Below are 26,362 nucleotides of genomic sequence, written 5' to 3'. Positions count from 1 at the left end.
GGGGGACGACGGGCTCGTGTCACGGCGGCGGCGGACCGCCGAATCGGGTAAAGCCCGCTATCGACGGTTCATGCCTGCAGCGACGTCGAGATGGCGCCGGTGCGGCTTTTCTTCCGCCGACCGGGACGTGCGCGGAAATCGGGGCGGCGCCGTTCCGTTACCTATCCGTTACTCATTCATTACCGGTTCGTGCCTACGCGATCCGGCTGTACTGGCTAGCTTCCCTCCGCCTAATCACGAAAGAGTTCGTACCCGTGCAGAAGCAGACATCCGACCTTACCCCGTCGATCGGCGTCACCACGAACTCCCGGACCGCGTCCGGGGGGAAAACCTGGTGGCAGGGACTGATGAAATCGACGGCCTATGTGGTGGCGCTCGCATTGTTCCTCGGACTGGGACTCTGGACGGGACCGCGATTGCACGCAGTCTATCAGCGTGTGTTCCCGGAGCCGTCCTACGTCACCGGCAACTACGACGCCCTCTACCGGCAGGCCGGCAAATCGGTCGTGATGTTCTCCAGATCGACCTGCCCGTTTTGCCGCGAGGTGCGCGAGCTGCTGGAACGCGAGCACGTGGATTTCCGGGAGTTGGTGATCGATCAGTCGGCCGATGCCAAGCGGCAATTCGAGGCGCTCGGCGGCAGCCGCGTGCCGATGCTGTTCGTCGGCGACCGCAGGATCATCGGATTCCGCGAAGAGACGATTCGCCAATCGCTCGAGTCGGCCCGGCGCTGATCGAAGCGGACCATGCGTCGAAATCCGGTCGCAGGGAGGCGGCCTCGACCCGTCGAATGGCGTAGCCCGCTTTCGACGTACCGCCGACTGTCCGCCAAGGATGGGCGGGCAGTCGTCTCACGAAGGAATCGAGAAGGAGTAAGCGATGATCAGGAAATATCGTTTGGGCCTGCTGCTGGCCGGCTGCGCGTTCATGCTCGGAGCGGGTGCCAGCACGGCGGCGTTTGCGAGTGGAAGCAAGGCATTGCCGTGCTGCATCGATTGCAGTTCGGGTGATTGGTGCGAGGATGTTCCTCCTCCGTGCACGTACTACTGCTGAAGGAACAAGCGCGACGGACGGTAGGTTTTTCGTGATCGTCCGGCGCGTGGGAAGCCGACGTTGCGTCGGCTTCCCGTTTTTCCCGGTCCGTTCTTTCAACCGATGCTGCTTCGTTCGTCCGCCGATCCGGCTGGATCCCGCGGGGCAAGGACCCGACTACTCGACGGTCAGGCTGACCGGCACGACGACGATGCGCCGGTCCGCATCGTTGCTGCGCACGCACAGCGTCGCCGTGTAGGTACCCGCGCCGAGCGCGCCGGCGTCCAGGTCGATCTCGACCGGCGTGCTGGCGCCGGCGGCGATGGTGCCGGACGTCGTCGCCGCGCTCAGCCACGGGATGTCGGACGGCACCGCGCACGGACTCGACGGCAGCGCGATCGCGAACGCGGCGATCTGCGCCGCGGCCGGATCGGCCGAGATGCCGCCGACCAGGGTGGCATGGCCGGTCGTCGTGTCGATGGTGTACATCTGGCCGGGCTGCGAGAACACGCTTTCGTCGTTGACCGCGGCGAAATAGAGCACGTTCGTCGACGGGTCGAAGTCCAGGCCCTCGGCGAACTCCGCATTGAAGCCGAGCGCGCCGATCGGGCTGCCGGCGCCGCCGGCCTTGTCGATCGCGACCAGCGCGTCGCCGGCGATGTCCACGCCGTAGAGCTGGCCCCCGACATCGGCCGCGATCTCGATGATGCGGCCGCCGGCGCTGATCGGTCCGATCGGCGTGGCGGCGCCGGTGGCCGGATCGATCGTGTACAAGGTCGAGGAGATGCCGCCGCTCATCAGCGTGCTGCTCGCGTACAGCGTGCCGCTGGCCGGATCCAGCGCGAGGCCGCTCCAGTCCTCGCCGTTCACCGTGGTCGCCACGCCCACCGCTTCGACGCCGGCGTCGGCGGTGTTCACGCGCACCAGCTCGCCGCTGTCGAAATCGAGTGCGTACAGCGTGCCGAAGTCGCCGTCGAGGAAGGCGCCGCCGACCAGGGTGCGCTCGATCGCGCCGATCGGCGTGGTGGAACCTGGATGCGCCGCGTCGAGGCCGACCAGGGTGTTGCCCTCGATCGAGTTGAGATTCACGCCGAAGGCCGGCACGTCCGCGCCGGCGAGCCCGTCGCCGGCCTTGTCCGCCGGCCACAGGGAAGACGCGGCCGATCGCGGAGCGTAGCTGCTGGTCGGCGCATCGGCGCCGGCGGTCGACGATGCGGCCGGCGCGCGTGACCGCAGCGTCGGCGCCGCCGCTTCGGTCAGGCTCCAGACCAGGTCGGCGTCGCCGTCGTTGCCGATGCCGAGCTGGATCTGCGTGGCGGCGCCGGCCGCGACCGTCGCCGACAAGCTGGCCGGATTCACGACGATGTCCGGGCTGCCGGCGGTGATCGTCACGACCGCGCTCGCGCTGTAGGAGGTCACCGGCGTCGGCACGAAACGGATCGCGTCGCCGGCAGCGACGGCGGCGGTGTCGTAGGAATACTGGTTCGCGCGCGCGCCCTGGTTCAGGCCGATCGTCGCCGACAGGCCGCCGTCGAATTCCTCGCCGTCCATGTCGACGTCGGCGTACTGGAACACGATCGCATTGCTGCCTTCGTACAGAGTCGCCTCGAACGTGGCCGGATCGGTGGCCGTGCCGGAGGAGACGTAGTGCGGGCGCTGGTTCCATTGCACGACGAAGCGGCGGTTCGGCGCCTCGCCGAGCGTCTGTGCGAACACGCCGCCGCTGGTCGCGGCGAAGTCGTCCCAGAACGGCAGGATCGCCGGTCCCAGCGTCGCGTTCGGCAACACCAGGTTGCCGTAGCCGACTTCGCCGCTATCGACGCCGAACAGCATCGCACCGTTGTTGCCGACGCGCACGACATCGGAGGTCACGCCGTAGAAGCTGACGTCGAAGCCGATCTGCGCGGTGGCCTCGCCGTCGTCGTCGAGCCCGAGATCGGTGCCGGTCGCGCTGATGTCCTCGAAGGCGTAGTTCGGCGGTGCCGCTCCGCCGTCGAAACCGTCGGCGAAGAGGCGGTCCGGATCGTTGACCGCCGTGGCGTAGTCGGCCAGTGCGGTGGCGGCGGTCCAGGTCGACGTGAGCGTCTGGCTGGCGCCGACGATGCGCACGTCGTTGTACTGAAAACTCTGGCCGGCCGGCACGTCCGCGGCGTGGTCGAGCAGCAGCACGCCGTTGACGTCGTCGCGCAGCGTGTGGAAGGCGAGATCGTCGGGACTCGCGTTGGTGATCGTGTAGCAGAAGTTGACCGGATCGCCGGCAGTGACGTGCAGCGACTGCGCGTCACCGCAGCTGCCGGGCGTGAGATCGGTGGAAACGGTGACGGCGAGCGTCAGCGGATCTCGAGCGTGCAGCTCGGAAGCCGCGGCGAACAGGCAGAGGCCGGCGACGGCCAGGGATCGACAGCAGGACATGGGTGCACCTCGTCGCGTGGACAGTGCAAGTCCCTTCCCGGGCCGCGGACGGCCGATCGCTCACCCCGGATTGCCGATTCGCTATAGCGGCCGGCGCCGACGGCTGTCAAGCGAGCGCGCTGTGCGGATGCAGCAAAATGGAAAAAGAAACATTCCTCAGTTGAGGAACAGCTTCTCGGTCAGCCGCGCCAGCGGCGTCTCCAGCGTGCGCAGCAGGCGCGCGGGCAGGTCGAGCGGCTTCAGCAGCATCTTCACCGTCATGTCGGCCGGGATGTGGCGGCGCAGCAGGTCGCGCGCGCGGCCGGTGACGCGGCGCAGCTCGACCTCGTCGGTGGCACGCTCGGGATAGCGGGCGAGGAAGACGTGGCGCAGGGCGATGTCGCTGTCCTCGTCGCGGATCTCCAGCACGCGCTTGAGCACGGCGCGGAACACGCGGTAGCGGCCGATCGACTCGCGTTCGCGATAGCGGTTGAAGTGCTGGTAGAAGTGCTTGTAGTGGCGCACCTCGTCCTTGCGGATCTGGTCGGTCAGCGCCTGCAGCACCGGTTCTTCGGCGATCGTGTTGAGCGCGCGGTACAGACTGGCGGTGCCGGTCTCGACGACGCAGCGCGCGGCGAGTTCGAGGCCGCGGCTGTCTTCCAGTTGGGAAGCGGTGCAGACCGCGCCGTATTCGTTCCAGAACGCCTTGAACGCGCCGTCCCAGTCGAATTCCGGCCAGACGCGGCGGACGTAGGCGGCCAGCGCGCGGCCGTGCTGCAGTTCTTCCTGCTCCCAATGATCGGCCAGCCAGCCCTGCAGTTCGGCGTCGCCGGCGAAGTGGTCGATCAGGTTGCGCGTGTACAGATCCGAGCCGCTTTCGACGAAGGACGAGCTGGCGAGCAGGAAGAACAGGTCCTCGTTGGGACGGATGCGCTCGATCTCGATGCGATCCAGGCCGATGCTTTCCAGCGTCCAGGGCAGGGCGTGCGCGTAGCTCATTGGAATACCTGAAAGTTCCAGCCGCCAAATATGACCGATTCGCGACAAAAATGCATAGGCCAGGCGCGGCGGCGCTTCAGTCGCGTCGCAGCCATTCCAGGCGCGATTCGCCGGCCTCGGCGGCGAGCAGGCGCTGCGCGGTCGGCAGCCAGGTCTCGATCGCGCGATCGAACTGCCACGGCGGGTTGACGATCGTCGCGCCGCAGCCGTTCAGGCGCAGCGGCGAGTCGTCCGGATGGATCAGCAGCTCGGCCACCAGCACCTCGGCGCCGGCGCCGCGCAGCCAGCGGTGGAACGGCACGATCGCCTCGCGCCGCTTGATCGGATACCAGACCGCGTAGATCGCGTTCGGCCAGCGCTTGAACGCCTCGCCGAGCGCGTTCTGGATCGCCGCGTACTCGCCGCCCTGCGCCTCGAACGGCGGATCGATCAGCACCAGGCCGCGCTTCTGCGGCGGCGGCAGCAGCGCCTTCAAGGCGGCGTAGCCGTCGCGTCGGTGCACCGCGCAGCGCGCGTCGCCGTGCAGGGCCTGGCGCAGCGCGGCGGCTTCCTCGTCCTGCAGTTCGCACAGGATCGCGCGGTCCTGTTCGCGCAGCAGCGTGCGCGCGAGCAGGGGCGAGCCGGGATAGCGGACGATCTCGCCGGCGGTGTTGCCGTCCAGCGCACGCACGCGTTCCACGTAGTCGCGCAACGCCGCCGGCAGCGCGTCGGCGGCGAGCAGGCGGTGCACGCCGTCCGCCGCTTCGCCGGTGCGCGTCGCCTCCTCGCCGCGCAGGTCGTACAGGCCGCGTCCGGCGTGCGTGTCGACGTAGCAGAACGCGGCCGGCTTGGCGCGCAGCGCCTCGAGCAGGCCGATCAGCAGGGTGTGCTTGAAGACGTCGGCGAAATTGCCGGCGTGGAAGGCGTGGCGGTAGTTCATGAGGCGCGCAGCTTGGGACCGGGCGCGCGCCGCGTAAAGCCCGTCGTGGCGAATCCCGTGCGATCGCAATGGCGACGCCGTGCGTCGGCGACCGCCCATGGGCCGCGTCCACGGCGCCGCGTGCATGACTTCTGCGCGATGGCCTGCGCTCCGGCGAGCCGCTACGCTGCGGCCTTTCCCCGGGGGAGTGGCGGGCATGCGGACCGTATTCAAATGGCTGTTCAGGCTGATCCTGCTCGGCGTGCTGCTGTGCGCGCTGTTGTTCGTGCACGTCTGGTACTTCAAGCCGTACAAGATCGACTGGTTCTACGCGCGCGTGTTCGGCCAGTTCGCGCTGCAGAGCCCGGAGATGCTGAGCGGCATGCGCATCCTGCCGGACTGGGCCGACTTCTACAGCGGCAAGCTCGACGACGCCTCGCCGGCGCACGAGGACGCGATGGCGGCGATGCTTAAGTCGGATGTCGAGACGCTGCACCGCTACGACCGCGACGCGCTCGACCGCGAGGGCCGGCTGTCCTACGACGTGCTCGACTACTTCCTGACGATCCAGGTCGAGGGCGACCGCTTCCGCCGCCACGACTTCCCGGTCAACCAGATGTCCGGCATACAGTCGAACCTGCCGAACTTCATGGCCGAGACGCATCAGGTCAAGAACGAATCGGAGGCGAAGGCCTACGTCGCGCGCCTGGACCTGTTCCCGACCAAGTTCGCGCAGGTGGTCGAAGGCCTCAAGCAGCGCGAAGCCAGCGGCGTGGTGCCGCCGAAGTTCACCGTCGACGGCGTGCTGGCGCAGATGACCGGCTTCATCGGCGTGCCGGCGAAGCAGAACATGCTGTACGCGACGTTCAAGGAGAAGCTCGACAAGATTGCGCCGGAGGCGATGCCGCAGGCCACGCGCGACGCGCTGCTCGGACGCGTCGAGACCGCGATCGAGCACAGCGTCTATCCGGCCTACCGGACGCTGATCGACTACTTCACCGCGTTGAAGCCGAAGGCGCAGAAGAACGAAGGCGCCTGGAGCCTGCCGGACGGCGAGGCCTACTACGCCTGGTGCGTGCGCATGCACACCACCACCGACATGACGCCGGAGCAGGTACACACGCTCGGCCTCTCCGAGGTCGAGCGCATCACGGCCGAGATGGACGCGATCCTGCGCGGCCAGGGCCTCGCCGAAGGCACCATCGGCGCGCGCGTGCAGCAGCTCGCGCGCATGCCCGACGCGACCTATCCGAACACGCCGGAAGGCAAGGCGGCGATGCTGAAGCAGTACCAGGCGATCCTCGACGAGGTGAACGCCGGCCTCGGCGACGCCTTCGACGTGCGGCCCAAGCTCGGCGTGCAGGTGAAGGCGGTGCCGGAGTTCTCCGAGAAGACCGCGCCCGGCGCCTACTACGAGCCGGGCGCGTTCGACGGTTCGCGCCCCGGCGTGTTCTTCGCCAACATGCGCGACGTCACCGAGACGCCGAAGTTCGCCATGCGCACGCTCGCGTACCATGAAGGCATTCCCGGGCATCACTTCCAGATCGCGATCCAGCAGGAGCTGAAGGGCGTGCCGTTCTTCCGCCGCGTGCTGCCGTTCACCGCGTACGCGGAAGGCTGGGCGCTGTACGCCGAGCGGCTGGCCTGGGAGCTCGGCTTCGAGAAAGACCCGCTCGACGACCTCGGCCGCCTGCGCGACGAGATGATGCGCGCGGTGCGCCTGGTGGTCGATTCCGGCATCCACTACAAGCGCTGGACGCGCGAGCAAGCGATCGCGTACATGATGGACAACACCGGCATGGCCGAGAGCGACGTCACCGCCGAGATCGAACGCTACTTCGTCGATCCGGGCCAGGCGCTGGCGTACAAGGCCGGCATGCTGAAGATCCTCGAGCTGCGCGAGAAGGCGAAGCAGGCGCTGGGCGCGAAGTTCACGCTGCGTGACTTCCACGACCAGGTGCTGACCCACGGCGCGCTGCCGATGGCCTTGCTGGAGCGGGTGATCCAGGAGTGGATCGAGCAGCAGTCGCGGACCTGACAGGCGTCATGCGCGATCGCTGACGGTCGCTCCTGATCCCGCGCGCCGCCATCGGCGACGATCCTCCCGCACCGCTGAAGGTGCGGGAGGATCGTCATGAACGTCTCGATTCCGGCTCTGTCGCCGTCGCTGCAGGAAAAAGTCGACAAATACCTGCCTGCCGTGCTCGTGCTCGCCGCCGTGTGGCTCTTCGCGCGCGGATTGAAGAAGCTGTTCTGGAATCTGTTCGGTCTGTACTGGGCGTTCCACGCGCTGCACGTGTCGCGCCTGTTCTGGTGAGCGCGGCGCGGTTGCTACCATGGCGGCCGGTCCATTCCGACGAGGCAGCCGCCATGTCCGCGCAAGACACGATCGCCCTGATCGAGAACTACTACGCCGCGTTCAATCGCGGCGACTGGGAAAGCATGCTCGCCCACCTCAGCGACGACGTCGCGCACGACCTCAACCAGGGTCCGCGCGAGAGCGGGCGCGAGGCGTTCCGCGCCTTCCTCGCGCGCATGAATCGCAGCTACGCCGAGCGGTTGACCGACATCGTCGTGTCGAGCACGCCGGACGGTTCCCGCGCCGCCGCCGAATACGTCGTGCACGGCACCTACAAGGCCAGCGACGAAGGCCTGCCGGCGGCGAACGGACAGCAGTACGTGCTGCCCGGCGGTGCGTTCTTCGACATCCGCGACGGCCGCATCGCGCGCGTGACGAACTACTACAACCTGCAGGACTGGATCGCGCAGGTCGGTGGGTGAGTTCTTCGGCGTGGAGTGCCGGATCGGCCGCGGACGGAACTTCGGAGAGCGCCGCGAATGATCCCGTCCTTCGCGCGAACGCGGGGATGACGGTGTTCAAGCTTCTTCGAGACGACCAAGCGCCCTCGGCGCGTCATCGCGATCCGCTTTCCGGGCCACTCGCGGCGTCTCGAAAAGGCATTCGGCGATGAGTGCGCGAGTACACATCCTCGGCGGCGGCCCGGCCGGACTGATGGCGGCCGAAGCCGCGCGCGCCTTCGGCGCCGAGGTCGACCTGTACGATCGCATGGGCTCGGTCGGGCGCAAGTTCCTGATCGCCGGCAAGGGCGGCCTGAACCTCACGCACTCCGATCCGTTCGACACGTTCGTCTCGCGCTACGGCGATCGCGCGCGCGAGGTCGAACGATGGCTCGCGCGTTTCGACGCCGAAGCCTTGCGCGAATGGGCGCGCGGACTCGGCGTGGAGACCTTCGTCGGCAGTTCCGGCCGCGTGTTCCCGAGCGACCTCAAGGCCGCGCCGTTGCTGCGCGGCTGGCTGCGGCGCCTGCGTGCGAGCGGCGTGCGCTTCCACGTCAACCATCGCTGGCTCGGCTGGGACGACACCGGCGCATTGCGCTTCGCGCACGAGGAGGGCGAGCGGCGCGTACGCGCCGACGCGGTCGTGCTCGCGCTCGGCGGTGGCAGCTGGCCGGTGCTCGGCTCCGACGGCAGCTGGACCGGGGCGCTCGCGGAACGCGGCATCGAACTCGCGCCGTTGCGGCCGGCGAACTGCGGCTTCGACGTGGCCTGGAGCGCGCACTTCGCATCGCGCCACGCCGGCGCGCCGATCAAGCCGGTGCGGCTCGAATGGCGTGACGACGACGGCACCGTCGTTCGCCGGCAGGGCGAATTCGTGGTCAGCGCGAACGGCGTCGAAGGCAGCCTGATCTACGCGCTCGGCGCGGGCCTGCGCGAGGCGATCGCGCGCCACGGCTCGACTGCGATCCGGCTCGATCTGGTGCCGGGCCGCGACGCAGCCAGGCTCGCGCGTGATCTCGCCGCACCACGTGCCGGGCGGTCCTTCAGCGAGCACCTGCGGCGTCGCGCCGGCATCGACGGCGTCAAGGCCGGGCTGCTGTACGAAGCGCTGCCGAAGCAGGATTGGCAGAACCCCGAGCGTGTCGCCGCGACATTGAAATCGCTGCCGCTGACGCTGCTGCGTCCGCGCCCGCTCGACGAGGCGATCAGCACCGCCGGAGGCGTGCGCTTCGACGCGCTCGACGACGCGCTGATGCTGCGCGCACGACCCGGCGTGTTCGTCGCCGGCGAGATGATCGACTGGGAAGCGCCGACCGGCGGCTACCTGCTGACCGCCTGCTTCGCCAGCGGACGCATCGCCGGCGAAGGCGCGGCGCGCTGGCTGGCCGGGCGCGACCGTTCGTCGCTTTGCGCGGCACCGGACGAGCCGCTACCGTAGCCGGATGATCGACGTGCACACGTACGCCGGCGCCGAAGTCGCGCCGTACCTCGACGCGGTCGCCGAGCTGCGCATCGCGGTGTTCCGCGACTGGCCGTATCTCTACGCCGGCGACCGCGACTACGAGAAGAACTACCTGGCGACCTACGCGCAGTCGCCGGAAAGCCTGTTCGTGCTCGCCTTCGACGGCGCGCGCGTGGTCGGCGCCTCGACCGGCATTCCGTTGACCGACGAGACCGCGGCGTTCCAGCAGCCGTTTCTCGATCGCGGCATCGCGCTCGCCGACGTGTTCTATTTCGGCGAATCGGTGCTGCTGGCCGACTACCGCGGTCGCGGCCTCGGTCATCGCTTCTTCGACGAACGCGAAGGCTACGCGCGCCGGCTCGGCCGCTTCGCGCGGACCGCCTTCTGCGCGGTCGAGCGCGACGAGGACGACGCGCGCCGGCCCGCCGGCTTCCGCGGCAACGACGCGTTCTGGACCAAACGCGGCTATCGGCGCCAGGACGACATGTTCTGCCGGCTCGAATGGCAGGAGATCGACCGCGAGGAGCCGAGCTGCCATCGCCTGCGCTTCTGGCTGCGCGAACTGGAGTCGACGTGAAACTGAAGATCGCCGCCGCGCAGTACGGCATCGGCGAGCCGCGCGATTTCGCCGCCTTCGCCGAGCGCGTCTCCTCGCGCGTCGCCGCCGCGGCGCAGGCGGGCGCAGAGTTCGTCGTGCTGCCCGAGTACCTCGCGCTCGAAGCCGCGGCAGCGCTCGACGCCGCCACGCGCGCGGACTTCGCCCGCTCGCTGGCCGGATTGCAGGCGCGCCACGAGGACTTCCTCGCGCTCGCGCGCGGGCTGGCGCACGAGCACGCGATCCATCTGGTCGCCGGCACCTTCCTGCTCGACGTCGGCGGCGGTCGCTATCGCAACCGCGCCCACCTGGTGTCGCCGGAAGGGAAGCTCGCATTCCAGGACAAGCTGACCCTGACCGGTTTCGAGCGCGCGGCCGGCGTGATCGAGCCGGGCGACGAACTGAAGGTGTTCGACACCGCGTTCGGCCGCGTCGGCATCGACGTCTGCTACGACGTCGAATTCCCGCTCTACGCACGCGCCCAGGTCGAGGCCGGCGCGCGCGTGATCCTGGTGCCGAGCTGCACCGATACCGAGGCCGGCGCGACGCGCGTACGCGTCGGCTGCCAGGCGCGCGCGCTGGAGAACCAGGTCTACGTCGCCTGCGCGGTCACCGCCGGCACCGCGCCCTGGAGTCCGGCGCTCGACGTGAACAGCGGCCGCGCGGCGATCTACACGCCGATCGACCGCGGCTTCCCGTCCGACGGAGTGCTGACGCACGCGGACGAGGGCGCCGACTGGACCATCGCCGAACTCGACCTCGCCGCGCTCGACGCGTTCAAGCGCGAAGCGCAGGTCGCCAATGCGAACGACTGGTTCGCGCAGGAGCGGCCGGCGGTCGCGCGGGCGAGGCTGGAGCGGTTGTAGCGTCTCGCGTCGGCGGACGTCGAATCGGCCTCAGCCGATCCACGCCGCCGGTGCGAACACCCACGACACCTGCGCCAGCGCGACGCCGATCAGCGTCGCCGCCAGCACGTCGCTCGGGTAGTGCATGCCGAGCACCACGCGCGACATCGCCACCAGCACGGTGAAGCCGATCAGCAGCGGCGCCAGCAGCGGAACATAGGCGATCGCGATCAGCGTGAAGCTGACCGCGTGCAGCGTGTGGCCGGACGGGAAGCTGAACTCGTCCAGCGGCGCGACGTAGGGCGTGATGTCCGCGTGCGAGCGGAACGGCCGCGGCCGGCGCGTCCAGCGCTTCAGCACGCGGTACAGCGTGGCCGCGACGAGGCCGACGATCGCCATGTGGATCGCCGCATGCAGTCCGCGCAGGCCGCCGAAGGCGGCGAGCAGGGCCATCAGCCAGTACCAGAACACGCCGTCGCCGAGCCGGCTGATCGCGCAGAACAGTCGCGTCAGCGCGCGGCGCGCGCCCCAGCGGTTCATCGCCAGGCACAGGCGGCGTTCGCCGCTGCCGATTTCCAATCTCTGCCAGGTCGTCATGCCGCCCTCCGCATCGCAAGGTCGCCGAGCAGGTCGGCGAAATGAGTGGCCACGCTGGTCGGACTCAAGGTCGCCACCGCGTCGCGCGCGGCGCGGCGCAGCGGTGCCGCCGCGAGCGCGACGCGCTCGGCGAGATCGCTCGCCGCGGCGACGAAGGCCGCCTCGTCGCCGAGCGCGACGCGCGTGCCGGCGTCCGCTTCGTGGATGTGTTCGTGCGCGGCGCCGTAGTCGAACGCGACCACCGGCACGCCGCTGGCGAGCGCTTCGAGCGTCACGTTGCCGAAGGTCTCGGTCAGACTCGGGAACAGGAACAGGTCGCCCGAGGCGTAGTGGCGGCCGAGATCCTCGCCGCGGTGCACGCCGGCGAAGATCAGGTCGGGATGCTGCGCGGCGAGGCCGGCGCGCGCCGGCCCGTCGCCGACGACGACGAAGCGTGCGCGCGGCCGGTGCTGCTGGATCGCGCGGAATGCGCGCACGGCGAGGTCGAGATTCTTTTCCGGCGCCAGGCGGCCGACGTGGACGACGACCAGATCGTCCGGCGCCGCGCCCCAGGCCGCGCGCAGGGCGTCGTCGCGGCGCGCGGGGTCGAATACCGTGGTGTCGACCGCGCGGCGCAGCAGGCGCACGTTGCGGAAGCCGTGCTCGCCGAGGAAGGTCGCCAGCTCCGTCGTCGGCACCAGGGTCGCCGCCGCGCGGTTGTGGAAGCGGCGCAGGTAGGCGAACACGACCGGCGTCAGGAAGCCGAGGCCGTAGTGGCCGGCGAAATCGTCGAAGCGCGTGTGGAAGCCGGTGCAGGCGGCAATGCCGAGCCGGCGCGCCGCGCCGAGCGCGGTCAGGCCGAGCGGGCCTTCGGTGGCGATATAGACCACGTCCGGGCGCTGCGCCGACCAGTGGCGGTGCAGCGAGCGATGCGCCGGCAGGCCGAAGCGCAGACCGGGGTAGCGCGGCAGCGAGGCGCCCGGCAGCAGCAGCTGCTCGAAGCCCTGTTCCGTTTCGGCCGCCTTCTCGGGCTGGCGCGGGCGCACCAGTTCGATGGCGTGGCCGAGCCCGGCCAGTCCGCGCGCGAGCGCCTGCACCGTCAACGCAACGCCGTTGATCTCGGGCGGCCAGGTTTCGGTGACGATCGCGATGCGCATGCGCACGGACTGCGGGGACGTTGCGCGCAGGCTGGACCGCGCGCTTGAAGCGCGTATTGCGCCGGCGTGGCGAATCCATGACAGTCACCGTGATAGGTGTAACGTGACTGTCACATAACGAACCTAGCGTGCACGAATGCCCGCCAATCCAGCCACTTGCGATCGTTTCCTGAGCCAGGACTTCGTCCGGCACGCGGCGCGCCGCCGCGCGCGGCGCGAGCGCCTGCGCGCCGGTCTGGTGCTGGCCGGCACCGCCGTGGTGCTCACCGGCCTGCTGGCGATTCCGCTGTATCTGATCGGCGCGCTGCTGCCGTGGCCGCACTTGCCGGCCGAGATCGGCGCGCGGCTCGGCGTGCTGCTCGCCGGCAGCGCGCGCGCGGCGGCGTGCGCGATCGCGGTCGCGCTCCCGCTCGGCTTGGCGACCGCGATGTTCAGCGCGCACTACGCCGCGCCGCGACTGCGCGCATGGCTGAAGCCAGGGCTGGAGATCCTCGACGCGGTGCCGACCGTCGTGCTCGGCCTGATCGCCGCGGCGACGCTGGCGCCGTGGCTGAAGCTGCACGTCGCCACCGTGCTCGCGCTGCTGGCGATCGTGCCGCTGGCACTGCTCGCCGCGGGCATGGCGTTCGGCGCGCGCGTGCGGCGCGAAGGGTGGTTGCCGTTGTGGCTGCTGCCGCTGCTGCTCGCGCTGGTCGTGGCGGCGACCGCGATCGCCGCACGCAGCGAAGCGCCTGCGATCGTGCCGACGATGCCGTGGAACGCGGCGCTGGTCGGCCTCGCGCTCGGCGTCGCCGCGCTGCCGACGGTGTTCTCGGTGGCGGAAGACGCTCTGTTCCTGGTGCCGCGCGCGCAGTCGCAGGCCGCCTTCGCGCTGGGCGCGACGCGCTGGCAGGCGTTGACCACGGTGCTGCTGCCGGCGGCCGGTTCCGGACTGGTCGCGGCTGCTTTGCTCGGTCTCTCGCGCTGTCTCGGCGAAACGATGATCGTGCTGATGGCCAGCGGCAACACGCCGATCGGCGGCTTCGATCCGCTCGCCGGCTTGCGCTCGCTCAGCGCGGAACTGGCGTTGGGCCTGCCCGAGGCCGCGCCGGACGGAGCGGCCTGGCACGGTCTGCTGCTGGCGGCGCTGCTGCTGCTGGCGCTGACGATGGCGCTCAGCCTGATTGCCGACGCGGTGCGCGAGCGCCTGCGCCGCCGTCTGCGCAGCGGCGGATCGGCGACATGAGGCGATCGTCCGGTGACGCAGGCGCCTGGCTGATCGCAGGGCTCGCCGCGGTCAGTCTCGCGCTGCTGCTCGGCCTGCTCGGCTTGCTGCTGAAGGCCGGCCTGGCGCCGTTCTGGCCGGCGCAGGTCGACGAGATCCGGTTGCGCGACGGCAGTGTCGTGCTCGGCGAGATCGTCGTCGCCGACGCCGTCGCGTTGGCGCTGCGCACCAGCGAACTCGAACGCATCGGCGGCGCTTACCGGCGCGTTCCCCGCGACGAGATCGCGGCGCAGTCGCAGCCGCCGGATGCCGACCTGATCGTGCTCGACGACGGCCGCCGCCTGTACGCGCGCGGCGACGCGGATGCGCTCGTCGCGCAAGCCGGCGGGGCAGTCAGCTCGCACGTGCAGCCGAACGCGCTCGGCTTCTTCGCCCGCGTCGCCGCGGCGATGCGGGGGCTCGCGCATTTCCTCGGCAGCGCGCCGGTCGCCTCGAACCTCGAAGGCGGCGTACTGCCGGCGCTGATCGGCACGGTGACTCTGGTGCTGCTGATGAGCCTGGTGGCGATGCCGCTCGGCGTCGCCACTGCGATCTATCTGCATCAGCGCCGCGGCTTCGGCCTGCGCCTGGTGCGCGGCGCGATCAACCAGCTCGCCGGCATGCCGGCGATCGTCTACGGCGTGCTCGGCCTCGGCCTGTTCGTGCATGGCATCGGCGCGGGCATCGACCGCTGGTTCTACGCCGATCGCCTGCCGGTGCCGACGTTCGGCAGCGGCGGCCTGCTGTGGGCGGCACTGACCTTGGCCCTGCTGACGCTGCCGGTGGTGGTGGTCAGCGTCGAGGAAGGACTGGCGCGGATTCCGGCCGGCTTGCGCGAAGGTTCGCTCGCGCTCGGCGCGACGCGCGACGAGACCTTGTGGAAGCTGCTGCTGCCGGCGGCGCGGCCGGCATTGCTGACCGGCCTGGTGCTCGCCGTCGCGCGCGCAGCCGGCTCGGTCGCGCCGCTGATGCTGGTCGGCGTGGTCAAGCTGGCGCCGGCGCTGCCGCTCGACGGTACGTTCCCGTACCTGCATCCGTCGCAGCAATTCATGCATCTCGGCTTCGCCGTCTACGACGCCGCGCTGGCCAGCCCGGACGCGATCCGCGGCGTACCGCGGGCGTATGCTTGCGCCGGATTGCTGGTCGGCGTGGTGATCGTGCTGAACCTGTCGGCGATCCTGCTGCGCAATCGACTGCGCGATCGCTATCGCGCGCTGGAGAGTTGAGGTTGAACGCCGCATTCCAATCCCTGCCGCCGTCGGCGGCGTCGAGCGTCGTCGTCGAGGAGACCGCGCTGCGCACCGAGGCGTTGTCGCTGTGGTACGGCAAGCGCCAGGCGTTGTCGGACATCGACCTCGACGTGCCGGCGCGGCGGATCACCGCGCTGATCGGGCCGAGCGGCTGCGGCAAGTCGAGCTTGCTGCGCTGCCTGAACCGGCTCAACGACGAGATCGCCGAGGCGCGCGTCGCCGGTCGGGTGCGCGTGGGCGAGATCGACGCGTACGCGAAGGACACGCTGGTGCACGATCTGCGTCGTCGCGTCGGCATGGTGTTCCAGAAGCCCAATCCGTTCCCGCTGTCGATCCACGACAACGTCGCCTACGGCCTGCGCCTGCTCGGCATCAAGCGCCGGCGCGAACTCGACGAGCGCATCGAGTCGGCGCTGAAAGCCGCCGCCTTGTGGGACGAGGTTTCCTCGAGGCTCGACGACAGCGCGCTGGAATTGTCGCTCGGCCAGCAGCAGCGCCTGGTCATCGCGCGCGCGATCGCGGTCGAGCCGGAAGTGCTGCTGCTCGACGAGCCCGCGTCCGCACTCGATCCGGCCGCGACACTGCGCTTCGAGGAGCTGCTGCACGAACTCGCGCAGCGCTACACCTTGCTGCTGGTCACGCACAACATGCAGCAGGCCGCGCGCGTGTCGCACTACGCGGCGTTCCTGCACGAAGGTCGGCTGGTCGAGTTCGGCGACACCGACGCGCTGTTCACCAATCCGCGCGTGCGTCAGACCGAGGACTTCATCACCGGAAGGTACGGCTGAGCCGTTCGTTTCCCGACACATCGCGAGCGTAGACTGAGCGCATGGACCGCCTGCATCTCACCCAACACATTTCCCGCCAGTTCAACAGCGAGATCGAGGACGTGCGCCGGCAGGTGCTGGCGATGGGCGGTCTGGTCGAGGAGCAGATCGAGGCGGCGCTGCACGTGCTGGTCGAGCGCGACGCGGCGGCGAGCGCCGAGATCCGCGAGCGCGAGCAGCGCATCAACGCGGCGGAGCTGGCGATCGACGAGCGCTGCGCCTTCATTCTCGCGCGGCGCCAGCCGGCGGCGTCGGATCTGCGTCTGGTGCTCGCGGTGATGAAGATGCTGGCCGATCTCGAGCGCATCGGCGACGAGGCCAAACGCATCGCCAAGATGGCCGAGAAGCTGGTCGGCGAGGAGGGCGGTACCGAGGTCACCGCGGCGCTGAGCGACCTCGGTGTGCTCGCGCGCGGCATGCTGCGCGGCTCGCTGGATGCGTTCGCGCGCTTCGACGAGCACCTCGCGCTCGACATCATGCGCCGCGACCGCCGCATCGACGAAACCTACCGGCGCCTGTTCGCCGTGCTGGTCGCGCGCATGCAGCAGCAGCCGGAGCAGATTCCGGTCGAGCTCGACCGGCTCTGGTGCGCCCGCTCGCTGGAGCGCATCGGCGACCGCTGCAAGAACCTGTGCGAGTTCGTGCTGTACCTGGTGCGCGGCAAGGACGTGCGCCACTCCGGACTCGCCAAGGGCGATTCGCCGCCGTTCTGAGCCGGTTCCGCGTCGAGGAGCCTCGAATGATCACGTCATCCCGCGAAGGCGGGAATGACGGTCTTTCAGGTTTTGGCGCCGATGGCGGTCGCGCTATGCCGGTTTCAGTTCGGGCGAATCCCAGCCCGGCCGCGGCTTGAAGCGGTCGCCGTACTTCGCCGCGAGCGCTTCGAGCTTGCCCTTCAGCACGTCGGCGCCGGTGTCGCGCACGTGCTGGATCGGGCCGCCGCGGAACGGCGCGAAACCGGTGCCGAAGATCACGCCGGCGTCGAGCAGGTCGGCGTCGTCGACGACGCGGTCGTGCAGGCAGGCGACGGCCTCGTTCAACATCGGCAGCAGCAGGCGGTCCTCGAGATCCTCGGGCGCGGCGTAGTTCGGGTCGACCTCGGGCTTCTGCGGCTTGCCGTCCTGCCAGACGTAGAGGCCTTCGCCGTCCTTCTTGCCGCGCTTGCCGTTCTCGACGCGCTCGCCGAGGGTCGGCGGAATGTCCAGGCCGAGGAAGGGACCGAGCTCCTTGCCGACCGAGGCGGCGACGTCGAGGCCGACGGTGTCGATCAGCTCGATCGGCCCCATCGGCATGCCGAACTTCTTCGCCGCCTTGTCGATGACCGGGCCGGGGATGCCTTCGCTGAAGGCGCGCGCGGCTTCGAGCATGTACGGCATCAGGATGCGGTTGACCAGGAAGCCGGGCGTGCCCTTGACCGGCACCGGCAGCTTGTCCAGCGCCTTGCAGAAGGCGAGCGCGCGCTTCTCGTTGGCGCCGTCGAGGCGATCGTGGCGCACGATCTCGATCAGCGGCATCAGCGCGACCGGATTGAAATAGTGCAGGCCGAGGAAGCGGCCCGCGTCGGCGACCGCCTGGCGCAGTTCGTCGAGCGGGATGCTCGAGGTGTTGGTCGCCAGCAGCGCGTCGGCTTTCAGCGTCGGCTCGTCGGCGCGATAGAGCGCTTCCTTCGCCTCGGCGTTCTCGAAGATCGCCTCGATCAGCAGGTCGGCGGAGGCGATGCCGGCGCCTTCGACGTCGGCCTTCAGGCGCGCCTGCGCCGGGTCGATGCGCTCGGGCGTCTTCAGTTTCTTCGCGAACAGCTCCTTGGCGCGATCCAGCGCCGGCTGCACGTATTTCATCTCGCGGTCCTGCAAGGTCACCTCGAAGCCGCGCAGCGCGCACCAGGCGGCGATGTCGCCGCCCATCACGCCGGCGCCGACGACGTGGACGTGCTGGATGCCGTGCTCGGCGCCGCCGGCGAGTCCCTTCAGGCGTTCCTGCAGGAAGAACACGCGGATCAGGTTGCGCGCGGTGGAGGTGGTGGCGAGCTTGGCGACGCCGCGCGCCTCGAGCTTGAGCCGCTGCGCGATGCTCGATCCGCCGCGGCGCCAGGTTTCGATCAGGGCGAACGGCGCCGGATAGTGTTCCTTGCGCACCTTGGCCGCGGTCTGCTTGACCAGCATGGGCGCCAGGATCTGCCGCGCCGGCCAGGTGTTGGTGGCCCAGGCGGTCGCGCGCTGCGCGAGCAGGCGCGTGCGCGGATGGCGGATCAGTTCCTTCGCGGTTTCGACCAGCAGTTCCGGCGAGCTCAGCGCGTCGACCAGGCCGATCGCCTTGGCGTTCTCGGCCGAGGCGGCGCGGCCGGTCAGCATCAGCTCCATCGCGGCCGGCGCGCCGATCAGGCGCGGCAGGCGCGCGCTGCCGCCCCAGCCGGGGAAGATGCCGAGCTTGACCTCGGGCAGGCCGATGCGCGTGGACGGGTCGCGCGCGGCGACGCGGTAGCGGCAGGCCAGCGCCATCTCGGTGCCGCCGCCCATGCACGCGCCGTGGATCGCGGCGACGGTGACGCAGGGCAGGCGCGCGAGTTTCTGCAGCACGCGCTGGCCGTTCTCGATCGCGTCGAGCACGCCGCCGCTGGCTTCGTAGCCGGCGAATTCCTTCAGGTCGGCGCCGACGACGAAGCCGGCCGCCTTGCTCGAACGGATCACCACGCCCTTCGGCGGCTCGAACGACAATCGCTCGACGATCTCGGCCAGCTCGTCGAGCACGGCGCGCGAGAGCGCATTGACCGAGCTGCCGGCACGATTCAGCGCGAGCACCACGATGCCGTCGTCGTCGCGCGTGGGATGCCAGTGCTGGAAACGCAGGCCTTCGAACATGACCGGCTCCGGGAAGCGGGCGAGGGGACGGCTATAATCCCGGCTAGCCGTGCGCCGGGTCAATCTGGCCGGCTACGGCAGCCTGCAGTGCGAGCCGGGGGTGGAGCGCGAGGATCAGGGGGCGTACGTGATCGACAAGCAGGCCGAATCGTCGCAGACGCAGAAGCTGCTCGACCGCATCTTGCGCTCGCCGCAGCATCTGATCGTGCTGGAGACGCCTAACGTCGCCGAGACCTTGGCGCAGATGCGCGTGCTGGCGATGCGCGGCGGCATCTCGATCTACGTCTGGAGCCCCGACGACGGCATCGATTCGCTGCGCGAAAGCGGCCTCCACGTGCCCGGCTCCAAGCGCATCGGCGACGCGCTGCGCTACGTGCTGCAGAGCATGCATTTCGGCATCTATCTGTTCGTCGACTTCGCCGAGCACCTGCGTCCGGCCGACACCGTGCTGTTGCGACGCATTTCGCGCATGCAGACCGCGAACGAGCGCAAACTGGTGTTCGTCGGCGACGATTTCGAGTGGCCGGAGGAACTGGACGGCATGTTCGAGCGGATCACGGCGGCGACCCGGGAGCAGCCGCGCCTCCGATTGCGCGACGGGCGCTGGGTCGAGTGACCGCGGTCGACGACGCCGGCGCCGTGCTGGTCGTCGCGGCCGATCGCGACGATCGCCGCCTGCTGTTCGACGCGCTCGACGCACAGGGCTTCGACGCGATCTATTCGGCGCGCGACCTGGCCCAGGCGCGCGGCTTCCTCGAGCAGGATCCGCAGATCGACCTGGTCCTGCTCGAATTCCGCGGCGAGGCGATCGACGCGCTGGCGTTCTGCGGCGAGCTGCGCCAGTACCGGCCGGGCGCGCCGGTGCCGATCATCGGATTGCTCGGTGGACCGCCCGGCGCGCTGCGTTGGCGGCGCGGCGGCGAACCGCCGGGCGTGGTCGACTGGATCGCCCTGCCGGCAGTCGCCGAGGACGCGCGCAGCCGCATCCGCCAGGCGATGAGCGGCCGCGGGCGGCACGCAGCGGTCAGCCCGGCCGGCGGCGTCGACCGCTACCAGTTCGCGTTCGACGGCAGCCTCGACGAGCTGGCCGTGGTCGATCCGGTCAGCGGCCGCATCCTCGACGTCAACACCGCCTTCGTGCAGCGCTCGGGCTATTCGCGTGCGCAGCTGCTGGCCGGCTGCATCGACAGTTTCGATCTCGCGCTGTCGCCGGAACGGCGCGCCGAGATCAATGCGGGACTCGGCCGGGAAGGCGGTGCGCAGCTGCGCGGCCGCAAGCCGCGCGCCGACGGCAGCACCTATGCGGTCGACGTGCACGTTCGGCTGGCGGTGCAGGATGGCCGCCTGGTGCATTTCTATCTGTTCCGCGAGCTCGGCGAGCTCGGCCGCTACCAGGAAGCCCTGCACGCGCTCGGCCGGCTCGCCGCGACCGGTGCCGGCAGCGAGGGCTTCGACGCCGCCACGCAGGCGATCATCGACTGGCTCGCGCTGGATTTCCTCGTCCTGATCGAAGCGCTGCCCGAGCGCATCGGCGAGGTGCAGCCGCTGATGGTCTTCCATCGCTTCGGGCTGGCGGAGAACATGCCCGATCCGTTGCGCCAGCCGAGCCTGAAGCGGGTGCTCGCCGGCCGCGAGATCGCGCTCGGCGCGGACGCCTGGAGCGCCGCCGGCGACGACGCCTTCGTGCGCGAGCGCCGCTTCGAATGCCTGATCGGCCTGCCGCTGGTCGGCGAGCGCCGCACCGGTCTCGGGGCCTTGCTGGTGGCGCGGCGCGAGCCGCTGGAAGCCGCCGGTGCGGCGCTGGAAGGTCTGCGTGTGTTCGCGCACGCGCTGGCGGTCGAACTGGAATTGCGCCGCGCGCGCGAGCAAGGGCGCGAAACCGCCCTGATGGATCCGCTGACCGGCCTGCCGAACCGGCTGCTGTTCAACGACCGCCTGAACTCGGCGATCCACGAGGCGCATCGCAGCAGCGAGATGTTCGCGGTGATGTTCGTCGATCTCGATCGCTTCAAGACGATCAACGATTCGCTCGGCCATCCGGTCGGCGATCAGGTGCTGGTGGCGGTGGCCAAGCGCTTGCGCGCGAGCGTGCGCGCGTCCGACACGGTCGCGCGCTACGCCGGCGACGAGTTCACGCTGATCCTGCGCCACATCGTGCAGCGCGAGGACGTCGAGCGCATCGCCGAGAAGATCGTGCGCGCGATGGAGGCGCCGCTGACCTTGTCGGGCGGCCTCGAACTCAGCATCACCGCCTCGCTCGGACTCAGCTTCTATCCGGATGACGCGACCGATACCGAGCGCCTGCTGAAGTACGCCGACGTCGCGATGTACTCGGCCAAGGGCATGGGGCGCAACAATTTCCAGGCCTACGTCGCGGTGCCGGAGGAGTCGCACCAGCAGCGTCTGGCGCTGGAGGCGAAGCTGCGCCAGGCGGAGAAGAACGGCGAGCTGCGCGTGTTCTACCAGCCGCAGATCGACGGCCACAGCGAAGACATCGTCGGCATGGAGGCGCTGATCCGCTGGGAGCATCCGGAACTCGGCATGATCAGCCCCGGCTTCTTCATTCCGCTGGCCGAGGAATCGGGGCTGATCGTGCAGATCGGCGAATGGGTGCTGCGCGCGGCCTGCCGCGACGCGCATCGCTGGCAGCGGCGTTTCGGCCTGCCGCTGCGCGTCGGCGTGAACCTGTCGGCGCTGCAGCTGCGCCAGCCGAACCTGGTCGCCCTGGTCGAGTCGGTGCTGGCCGAAACCGAGATGGACCCGCGCCTGCTCGATCTGGAAGTGACCGAGAGCATCAGCATGAAGACCATCCCGCGCCTGCTGGAGACGCTCAATGCGCTGCGCGACCTCGGTTGCGCGATCTCGATCGACGACTTCGGCACCGGGCAGTCCTCGCTCGACTACATCCGCCGCTTTCCGGCCGACCGCATCAAGATCGACCAGGCTTTCGTGCGCAACATCGGCATCGACCCGGACGACGAGGCGATCGTGCAGGCGACCATCGCGATGGCGCACAATCTGAATCGCGAGGTCGTCGCGGAGGGCGTGGAGATCGAGCAGCATCTGGATTTCCTGCGCGAGCAGGGCTGCGAGGTGCTGCAGGGCTTCCTGTTCTGCCGGCCGCTGCCGGCGGCGAGCTTCGAGAACCTGTTGCAGGAGCGCGAGCGCCTGATCGGCGGGCGCCTGAATGCGCCCTCGGCGCATGCTTGAGCGGGGCGCGGCACAACCTCATATGGAATCCCCGGGGCGCGATCTGGAGGGGCGATCGGCCGGCGAATCGCCCATGGACGGCGACGCAAGCCGTTGATCCACGAGGCAGGCGGTGCGCTCCGGTGCGATCGCCCGGGCGGAAACGGGAGCCGGGCGGTCTTTCTCGATATCCTGCTGGGGTCACGAACTATTTTCGCCGCGGGCGGTCAGTCGGGCATGCCTGACCGTGTCGGCAACGAAGGAGAACGGCCCGGATGGGCGAAAGCGACTTGGATCAGGCGCTGGTCGAGCGTGTTCAGAATGGCGACAAGCGCGCGTTCGACCTCTTGGTCAGGAAATACCAACATAAGCTGGTCAGCGTCATCTCGCGCTACGTCAACGACTGGAGCGAGTGTCAGGACGTGGCCCAGGAGGCGTTCGTGCGCGCGTACCGCGCGATCGGCTCGTTCCGCGGCGACGCCCAGTTCTACACCTGGCTGTACAAGATCGCCATCAACACGGCGAAGAACTACCTGGTGTCGCAGGGACGGCGGCCGCCGACCGAGGACGTGGCGGTCGAGGATGCCGTGCTGTTCGACGGCGCCACGCGCCTGCACGAGTCCGCTACCCCCGAGCGCGAACTCATGCGCCAGGAAATTGAACGAACCGTGTTCGCCACGGTCGAAGCCCTGCCCGAGGAGCTGAAGACGGCCATCACGCTGCGCGAAGTGGACGGACTCAGCTACGAGGAAATCGCGGAAGCGATGAATTGCCCGATCGGCACGGTCCGGTCCCGCATCTTCCGCGCCCGTGAGGCGATCGACGAACAATTGCGTCCGCTGTTGTCGGAAGGAAGCAAGACGGCATGAACCGAGAAGGCATGAACCAGACGATCAACGAACAGTTGTCGGCCCTGATGGACGGCGAGCTGGAAGGCGACCAGACGCGCTTCCTGCTCAAGCGCATGGCAGCCGAGTCCGAACTGCCGCAGCGCTGGGCGCGCTACCACGTGGTGCGCCAGACCCTGCGCCGCCAGGAATTGCAGCCCATGTCGGTGGATTTCGCCGAACTGGTGATGGCGAAGATCGAGATCGAGCCCGCCGTGCACGCACGCGCGCAGTCGACCTGGCTGCGCTGGGGCACGGGCGGCGCGATCGCGGCGTCGGTCGCGGTGGCCGCGTTGATGCTGGCGCAGCCGCGCAATGCCGAGCCGGACCGGCCCGCGCTGGCGGCGAGGAATCCGGCGCCGGCTTCGCCGCAGCTGGCCGCGGCCCCGGTCGCGACGGCACCGGCGTCGGTGACGACGGCGCCGACGGCGAACGATTTCCGTCCGCCGCTGCTGGCGCCGAACATGCCGATCGAGACCGCGCCGGTCAGCTTCGGCAGCGACGTGACCCAGCCGATCGCGACCGATCCGCGCACGCAGTCCTACCTGATCCGCCACTACCAGACGATCGGTGGAGTCGGGCAGAGCAGTGCGGTGCCGTACGTCCTGCTGGTCGCGCCGCAGCGCGAGGCGCAGGTCGGCCAGGTCCCGCAGAACCGCTGATCGTGCGCGGGCAATCGGTTGCCGTCACGAAGGCCGGTTCAGCAGCATCTCCTGTGATCACCAAGCAAGGACGTCCTCCACGGACGTCCGCGGTGCGTGCGCGTTGGCGCCCGGGATACCTGCGCGACGTGCTGGCGATGTTGGCGCTCGGACTCGGGCTCCTGTCCGGCCAGGCGCGGGCGCAGGACGAAGCCGCGGTCGCCGCCAATCTCCTGCAGCGCATGTCGGGCGCGCTGCGCACCCTCGACTACCAAGGCTCGTTCGTCTACCAGCACGGCGGCGAGATCGACTCCCTGCGCCTGTTCCACGAAGGCGGCAACCGCGAGCGCGAGCGGCTGGTCAGTCTCAATGGTCAGCGCAGCGAAATCCTGCGCGAGGGCGAGCTGATCGTCTGCGTGCAGGACGGCCGCCCGACCACCTTGTTTCCGAGCCGCCTCGATTCGCGTCTGCTGCCGTTGGTGCCGGAGGCGCGCAATCGCGCGTTCGGCACGCAGTATTCGCTCGGTCTCGCCGGCGAGGACCGCGTCGCCGGCTATCGGGCGCGCGTCGTCGAGATCCGGCCGCGCGATGCGTATCGCTACGGTTACCGTTTGTGGCTGGAAGAGGATTCCAATCTGCCGCTGCGTTCGGCCGTGGTGGATTCGGCGCAGCGCGTGCTGGAGCAGTTCGTGTTCGTCGCGCTCGACATCCACGTCAAACCGAAGGCCGGCGATCTCACGTCGGCGGCCAGCGCTGGAGCGGCGTCCGCGCCGGACGAGGTCGCGTTGAATTCGGTGCCGCGCTGGCGCGTCGCCGATCCGCCGCCGGGCTTTCTCTTCGTGCGCGGCCAGCGCCCGACGCAGGCACCGACCTCGGCCGAGCACTACGTCTACTCGGACGGGATCGCCAACGTGTCGGTCTACGTCGAACCGCGCGACACCAAACAGGCAGCGCCGCCCGACAGCGCGCTGACGCGCGGTCTGCTCAACATCTACGTGCACGTCGAGGGCGACTGGAAGATCACCGTGGTCGGCGACGTGCCGCGCGCGACCGTGCAACGCATCGCCCGCTCGGTGCAGCCGGTTCCCTCCGGTTCTCACTGAAGCGTGCCTGAAATGGTGGAAAATGCCACGGTCGCGGATCGGAACTTTGCATGACGCGTTTCATCAAAGCGCCTAGTTCGGGTCGTCCCGGTTCCGGTGGCCACCCGCTCCGTCCAATCAGGGAAACAAAGAGGTAGTGTCATGACGTACATGAGGAGCGGGACGCTCTCCCGCTGGTTCTGCGCGGCGTTGGTGACGTGCGTCCTCGCGACGCCGGCGGTGGCCGCCGATCTGCCGGATTTCACCGGTCTGGTCGAGAAATACGGTCCTGCCGTAGTCAACGTGCAGGCCAAGGGCAATTCGGAAGCGCAGCCCGACGAAGACCAGGGACCCGATCAGCAGGACGTTCCGGAAATCTTCCGGCGCTTCTTCGGTCCGATGCCCAATCCGCGCGGCGGCGAGCGCGTGTCGATGGGCTCGGGCTTCATCATTTCGCAGGACGGCTACGTCCTGACCAACAACCACGTCATCGAGGGCGCGGACAGCGTCACCGTGAACCTGTCCGACCGCCGCGAGTTCGACGCCAAGGTCGTCGGCGCCGACGCGCAGTACGACATCGCGCTGCTGAAGATCGACGCGACCGGCCTGCCGGCGGTCAGCGTCGGCGACTCGAAGACGGTCAAGGCCGGCCAATGGGTGGTCGCGATCGGCTCGCCGTTCGGCTTCGATCATTCGGTCACCGCCGGCATCGTCAGCGCGGTCGGGCGCAATTTCGGCAGCGCCGACCAGCGCTACGTGCAGTTCATCCAGACCGACGTGCCGATCAACCGCGGCAACTCCGGTGGCCCGCTGTTCAACCTGGCCGGCCAGGTCGTCGGCATCAACTCGCAGATCTTCTCCAACACCGGCGGCTTCATGGGCGTGTCGTTCGCGATCCCGATCGACCTGGCGATGAACGCGGTCGATCAGATCAAGACCCATGGCCGCGTCACCCGCGGCATGATCGGCGTACAGATCCAGAACGTCGACCGCGAAAAGGCCAAGGCACTCGGCCTGCCGCGCGGCGGCGGTGCCCTGGTCAACCAGGTCACCCCCGGCGGCGCGGCGGACAAGGCCGGCGTGCAGCTCGGTGACGTGATCCTCGCCTTCGCCGGCCGCGACATCGTCAGCTCGGCCGATCTGCCGCCGCTGGTCGGTTCGACCAAGCCGGGCAACACCAGCGACCTCAGCATCTGGCGCGACGGCAAGACGCTGACCATCCCGGTCACGATCGGCGAGCAGCCGGCCGACGGCAAGGCGCTGGCGAGCACGCGCGACGGCGCCGGCGCGGCCAGCAATCCGCTCGGCATCGTGGTCGAGGAGCTGACCGCCGAGCAGCGCAAGCAGTTCGGCGTCACCGGCGGCGAGGGCGTCGTCGTCACGCGCATCACCGGTGCGGGCGCGCGCCGCTCGGGCCTTGCGCCCGGCGACGTGATCCTGATGGTCGGCCGGAAATCGGTGAAGTCGGTCGCCGATTTCACCGCGGCGACCAAGGATGCCAAGCCCGGCGACTCGGTCATGCTGCTGGCGCGCCGCGGCGAGCAGACCCAGTTCCTGGCGGTCACGGTGCCCAAGCCGAAGGCCGGTTGATCCGGGAAATCGCACGAAGACGGGGCCGCAAGGCCCCGTTT

The 26,362-nt window shown here is 69.5% G+C and carries 23 protein-coding genes; 17 read left to right on the top strand and 6 right to left on the bottom strand.

The window, feature by feature from the left end; translation table 11 throughout:
* Positions 1-254: 254 nt before the first annotated feature.
* The gene (locus J7520_RS11340) at positions 255-734 is read left to right on the top strand and encodes a glutaredoxin family protein (RefSeq protein ID WP_291188252.1); all 480 of its coding nucleotides are present in this window, start codon (positions 255-257) and stop codon (positions 732-734) included.
* A 475-nt stretch (positions 735-1,209) separates the two neighbouring features.
* Here the strand turns inward: J7520_RS11340 and J7520_RS11335 are convergent, their stop codons facing one another.
* The 3 genes from J7520_RS11335 to rlmJ all read right to left on the bottom strand — a co-directional run bounded on the left by J7520_RS11335 (position 1,210) and on the right by rlmJ (position 5,341).
* The gene (locus J7520_RS11335) at positions 1,210-3,444 is read right to left on the bottom strand and encodes a hypothetical protein (protein WP_291188249.1); all 2,235 of its coding nucleotides are present in this window, start codon (positions 3,442-3,444) and stop codon (positions 1,210-1,212) included.
* A 156-nt stretch (positions 3,445-3,600) separates the two neighbouring features.
* Entirely contained in the window at positions 3,601-4,422 is an 822-nt protein-coding gene (locus J7520_RS11330) for a ferritin-like domain-containing protein (RefSeq protein WP_291188246.1), read from the bottom strand.
* Between the two features lie 76 nt (positions 4,423-4,498).
* Positions 4,499-5,341, bottom strand: coding sequence for a 23S rRNA (adenine(2030)-N(6))-methyltransferase RlmJ (gene rlmJ, locus J7520_RS11325; protein WP_291188243.1), 843 nt, complete (start codon positions 5,339-5,341; stop codon positions 4,499-4,501).
* Positions 5,342-5,537: 196 nt separating this feature from the next.
* On the opposite strand from rlmJ, the gene J7520_RS11320 reads away from it, so the two are divergent.
* From J7520_RS11320 to J7520_RS11295, 6 genes are all read left to right on the top strand, one after another.
* Positions 5,538-7,358: a DUF885 domain-containing protein gene (locus tag J7520_RS11320; RefSeq protein WP_291188240.1), complete on the top strand. Its 1,821-nt coding sequence runs from the start codon at positions 5,538-5,540 to the stop codon at positions 7,356-7,358.
* Between the two features lie 96 nt (positions 7,359-7,454).
* Positions 7,455-7,637 (top strand): hypothetical protein, encoded by a 183-nt coding sequence (locus J7520_RS11315; RefSeq protein WP_291188237.1) that lies wholly within the window; start codon positions 7,455-7,457, stop codon positions 7,635-7,637.
* Positions 7,638-7,690: 53 nt separating this feature from the next.
* A complete protein-coding gene (locus tag J7520_RS11310; RefSeq protein WP_291188235.1) occupies positions 7,691-8,101 on the top strand; it encodes a ketosteroid isomerase-related protein in 411 nt (136 codons plus the stop codon).
* Positions 8,102-8,288: 187 nt separating this feature from the next.
* Positions 8,289-9,557 (top strand): TIGR03862 family flavoprotein, encoded by a 1,269-nt coding sequence (locus J7520_RS11305; protein WP_291188232.1) that lies wholly within the window; start codon positions 8,289-8,291, stop codon positions 9,555-9,557.
* A gap of 4 nt (positions 9,558-9,561) precedes the next feature.
* A complete protein-coding gene (locus J7520_RS11300; protein ID WP_291188229.1) occupies positions 9,562-10,158 on the top strand; it encodes a GNAT family N-acetyltransferase in 597 nt (198 codons plus the stop codon).
* 2 nt (positions 10,159-10,160) lie between these two features.
* A complete protein-coding gene (locus J7520_RS11295) occupies positions 10,161-11,042 on the top strand; it encodes a carbon-nitrogen hydrolase family protein (RefSeq protein WP_291188559.1) in 882 nt (293 codons plus the stop codon).
* Between the two features lie 30 nt (positions 11,043-11,072).
* Here the strand turns inward: J7520_RS11295 and J7520_RS11290 are convergent, their stop codons facing one another.
* Both J7520_RS11290 and J7520_RS11285 read right to left on the bottom strand, forming a co-directional pair.
* A complete protein-coding gene (locus J7520_RS11290; RefSeq protein WP_291188226.1) occupies positions 11,073-11,618 on the bottom strand; it encodes a phosphatase PAP2 family protein in 546 nt (181 codons plus the stop codon).
* Entirely contained in the window at positions 11,615-12,754 is a 1,140-nt protein-coding gene (locus tag J7520_RS11285; protein WP_291188222.1) for a glycosyltransferase family 1 protein, read from the bottom strand. The genes J7520_RS11290 and J7520_RS11285 overlap by 4 nt, the downstream gene beginning before the upstream one ends.
* Before the next feature lie 136 nt (positions 12,755-12,890).
* Between J7520_RS11285 and J7520_RS11280 the strand changes: the two genes are divergently transcribed.
* The 4 genes from J7520_RS11280 to phoU all read left to right on the top strand — a co-directional run bounded on the left by J7520_RS11280 (position 12,891) and on the right by phoU (position 16,787).
* On the top strand, positions 12,891-13,979 hold the full coding sequence (locus J7520_RS11280; RefSeq protein ID WP_291188219.1) for an ABC transporter permease subunit: 1,089 nt from the start codon (positions 12,891-12,893) through the stop codon (positions 13,977-13,979).
* Positions 13,976-15,223, top strand: a complete 1,248-nt coding sequence (locus J7520_RS11275) for an ABC transporter permease subunit (RefSeq protein ID WP_291188216.1) — start codon at positions 13,976-13,978, stop codon at positions 15,221-15,223. Before J7520_RS11280 ends, J7520_RS11275 begins: the two co-directional genes overlap by 4 nt.
* A gap of 68 nt (positions 15,224-15,291) precedes the next feature.
* The gene (gene pstB, locus J7520_RS11270) at positions 15,292-16,035 is read left to right on the top strand and encodes a phosphate ABC transporter ATP-binding protein PstB (RefSeq protein ID WP_345776913.1); all 744 of its coding nucleotides are present in this window, start codon (positions 15,292-15,294) and stop codon (positions 16,033-16,035) included.
* A 41-nt stretch (positions 16,036-16,076) separates the two neighbouring features.
* Entirely contained in the window at positions 16,077-16,787 is a 711-nt protein-coding gene (gene phoU / locus J7520_RS11265; protein ID WP_291188176.1) for a phosphate signaling complex protein PhoU, read from the top strand.
* 93 nt (positions 16,788-16,880) lie between these two features.
* On the opposite strand, the gene J7520_RS11260 is transcribed toward phoU, so the two are convergent.
* Positions 16,881-18,932 (bottom strand): 3-hydroxyacyl-CoA dehydrogenase NAD-binding domain-containing protein, encoded by a 2,052-nt coding sequence (locus J7520_RS11260; protein ID WP_291188170.1) that lies wholly within the window; start codon positions 18,930-18,932, stop codon positions 16,881-16,883.
* Positions 18,933-18,981: 49 nt separating this feature from the next.
* Here J7520_RS11260 and J7520_RS11255 point away from each other — a divergent pair, with 49 nt between their 5' ends.
* From J7520_RS11255 to J7520_RS11230, 6 genes are all read left to right on the top strand, one after another.
* On the top strand, positions 18,982-19,548 hold the full coding sequence (locus tag J7520_RS11255; protein WP_291188167.1) for a hypothetical protein: 567 nt from the start codon (positions 18,982-18,984) through the stop codon (positions 19,546-19,548).
* Entirely contained in the window at positions 19,545-22,142 is a 2,598-nt protein-coding gene (locus J7520_RS11250) for an EAL domain-containing protein (RefSeq protein ID WP_291188164.1), read from the top strand. The genes J7520_RS11255 and J7520_RS11250 overlap by 4 nt, the downstream gene beginning before the upstream one ends.
* A gap of 254 nt (positions 22,143-22,396) precedes the next feature.
* Positions 22,397-22,990, top strand: coding sequence for an RNA polymerase sigma factor RpoE (gene rpoE, locus J7520_RS11245; RefSeq protein ID WP_291188161.1), 594 nt, complete (start codon positions 22,397-22,399; stop codon positions 22,988-22,990).
* The gene (locus J7520_RS11240) at positions 22,987-23,670 is read left to right on the top strand and encodes a sigma-E factor negative regulatory protein (protein WP_291188158.1); all 684 of its coding nucleotides are present in this window, start codon (positions 22,987-22,989) and stop codon (positions 23,668-23,670) included. The genes rpoE and J7520_RS11240 overlap by 4 nt, the downstream gene beginning before the upstream one ends.
* Positions 23,671-23,762: 92 nt before the next feature.
* On the top strand, positions 23,763-24,752 hold the full coding sequence (locus J7520_RS11235) for a MucB/RseB C-terminal domain-containing protein (RefSeq protein WP_291188155.1): 990 nt from the start codon (positions 23,763-23,765) through the stop codon (positions 24,750-24,752).
* A 141-nt stretch (positions 24,753-24,893) separates the two neighbouring features.
* The gene (locus J7520_RS11230) at positions 24,894-26,321 is read left to right on the top strand and encodes a DegQ family serine endoprotease (RefSeq protein WP_291188152.1); all 1,428 of its coding nucleotides are present in this window, start codon (positions 24,894-24,896) and stop codon (positions 26,319-26,321) included.
* Positions 26,322-26,362: the final 41 nt, after the last annotated feature.

It is taken from the genome of Dokdonella sp., assembly GCF_017744955.1.
Taxonomy (GTDB): domain Bacteria; phylum Pseudomonadota; class Gammaproteobacteria; order Xanthomonadales; family Rhodanobacteraceae; genus Dokdonella_A.
Note: the sequence above shows the minus strand (reverse complement) of the source record. Positions and strands in the feature narration are given on the sequence as shown.

What these genes read in the sequence shown, in the direction of transcription:
- J7520_RS11335 (WP_291188249.1), bottom strand. Translation starts at nt 3,444, where the DNA reads ATGTCCTGCTGTCGATCCCTGGCCGTCGCCGGCCTCTGCCTGTTCGCC.
- J7520_RS11330 (WP_291188246.1), bottom strand. Translation starts at nt 4,422, where the DNA reads ATGAGCTACGCGCACGCCCTGCCCTGGACGCTGGAAAGCATCGGCCTG.
- rlmJ (WP_291188243.1), bottom strand. Translation starts at nt 5,341, where the DNA reads ATGAACTACCGCCACGCCTTCCACGCCGGCAATTTCGCCGACGTCTTC.
- J7520_RS11320 (WP_291188240.1), top strand. Translation starts at nt 5,538, where the DNA reads ATGCGGACCGTATTCAAATGGCTGTTCAGGCTGATCCTGCTCGGCGTG.
- J7520_RS11315 (WP_291188237.1), top strand. Translation starts at nt 7,455, where the DNA reads ATGAACGTCTCGATTCCGGCTCTGTCGCCGTCGCTGCAGGAAAAAGTC.
- J7520_RS11310 (WP_291188235.1), top strand. Translation starts at nt 7,691, where the DNA reads ATGTCCGCGCAAGACACGATCGCCCTGATCGAGAACTACTACGCCGCG.
- J7520_RS11305 (WP_291188232.1), top strand. Translation starts at nt 8,289, where the DNA reads ATGAGTGCGCGAGTACACATCCTCGGCGGCGGCCCGGCCGGACTGATG.
- J7520_RS11300 (WP_291188229.1), top strand. Translation starts at nt 9,562, where the DNA reads ATGATCGACGTGCACACGTACGCCGGCGCCGAAGTCGCGCCGTACCTC.
- J7520_RS11290 (WP_291188226.1), bottom strand. Translation starts at nt 11,618, where the DNA reads ATGACGACCTGGCAGAGATTGGAAATCGGCAGCGGCGAACGCCGCCTG.
- J7520_RS11285 (WP_291188222.1), bottom strand. Translation starts at nt 12,754, where the DNA reads ATGCGCATCGCGATCGTCACCGAAACCTGGCCGCCCGAGATCAACGGC.
- J7520_RS11280 (WP_291188219.1), top strand. Translation starts at nt 12,891, where the DNA reads ATGCCCGCCAATCCAGCCACTTGCGATCGTTTCCTGAGCCAGGACTTC.
- J7520_RS11275 (WP_291188216.1), top strand. Translation starts at nt 13,976, where the DNA reads ATGAGGCGATCGTCCGGTGACGCAGGCGCCTGGCTGATCGCAGGGCTC.
- phoU (WP_291188176.1), top strand. Translation starts at nt 16,077, where the DNA reads ATGGACCGCCTGCATCTCACCCAACACATTTCCCGCCAGTTCAACAGC.
- J7520_RS11260 (WP_291188170.1), bottom strand. Translation starts at nt 18,932, where the DNA reads ATGTTCGAAGGCCTGCGTTTCCAGCACTGGCATCCCACGCGCGACGAC.
- rpoE (WP_291188161.1), top strand. Translation starts at nt 22,397, where the DNA reads ATGGGCGAAAGCGACTTGGATCAGGCGCTGGTCGAGCGTGTTCAGAAT.
- J7520_RS11240 (WP_291188158.1), top strand. Translation starts at nt 22,987, where the DNA reads ATGAACCGAGAAGGCATGAACCAGACGATCAACGAACAGTTGTCGGCC.
- J7520_RS11230 (WP_291188152.1), top strand. Translation starts at nt 24,894, where the DNA reads ATGACGTACATGAGGAGCGGGACGCTCTCCCGCTGGTTCTGCGCGGCG.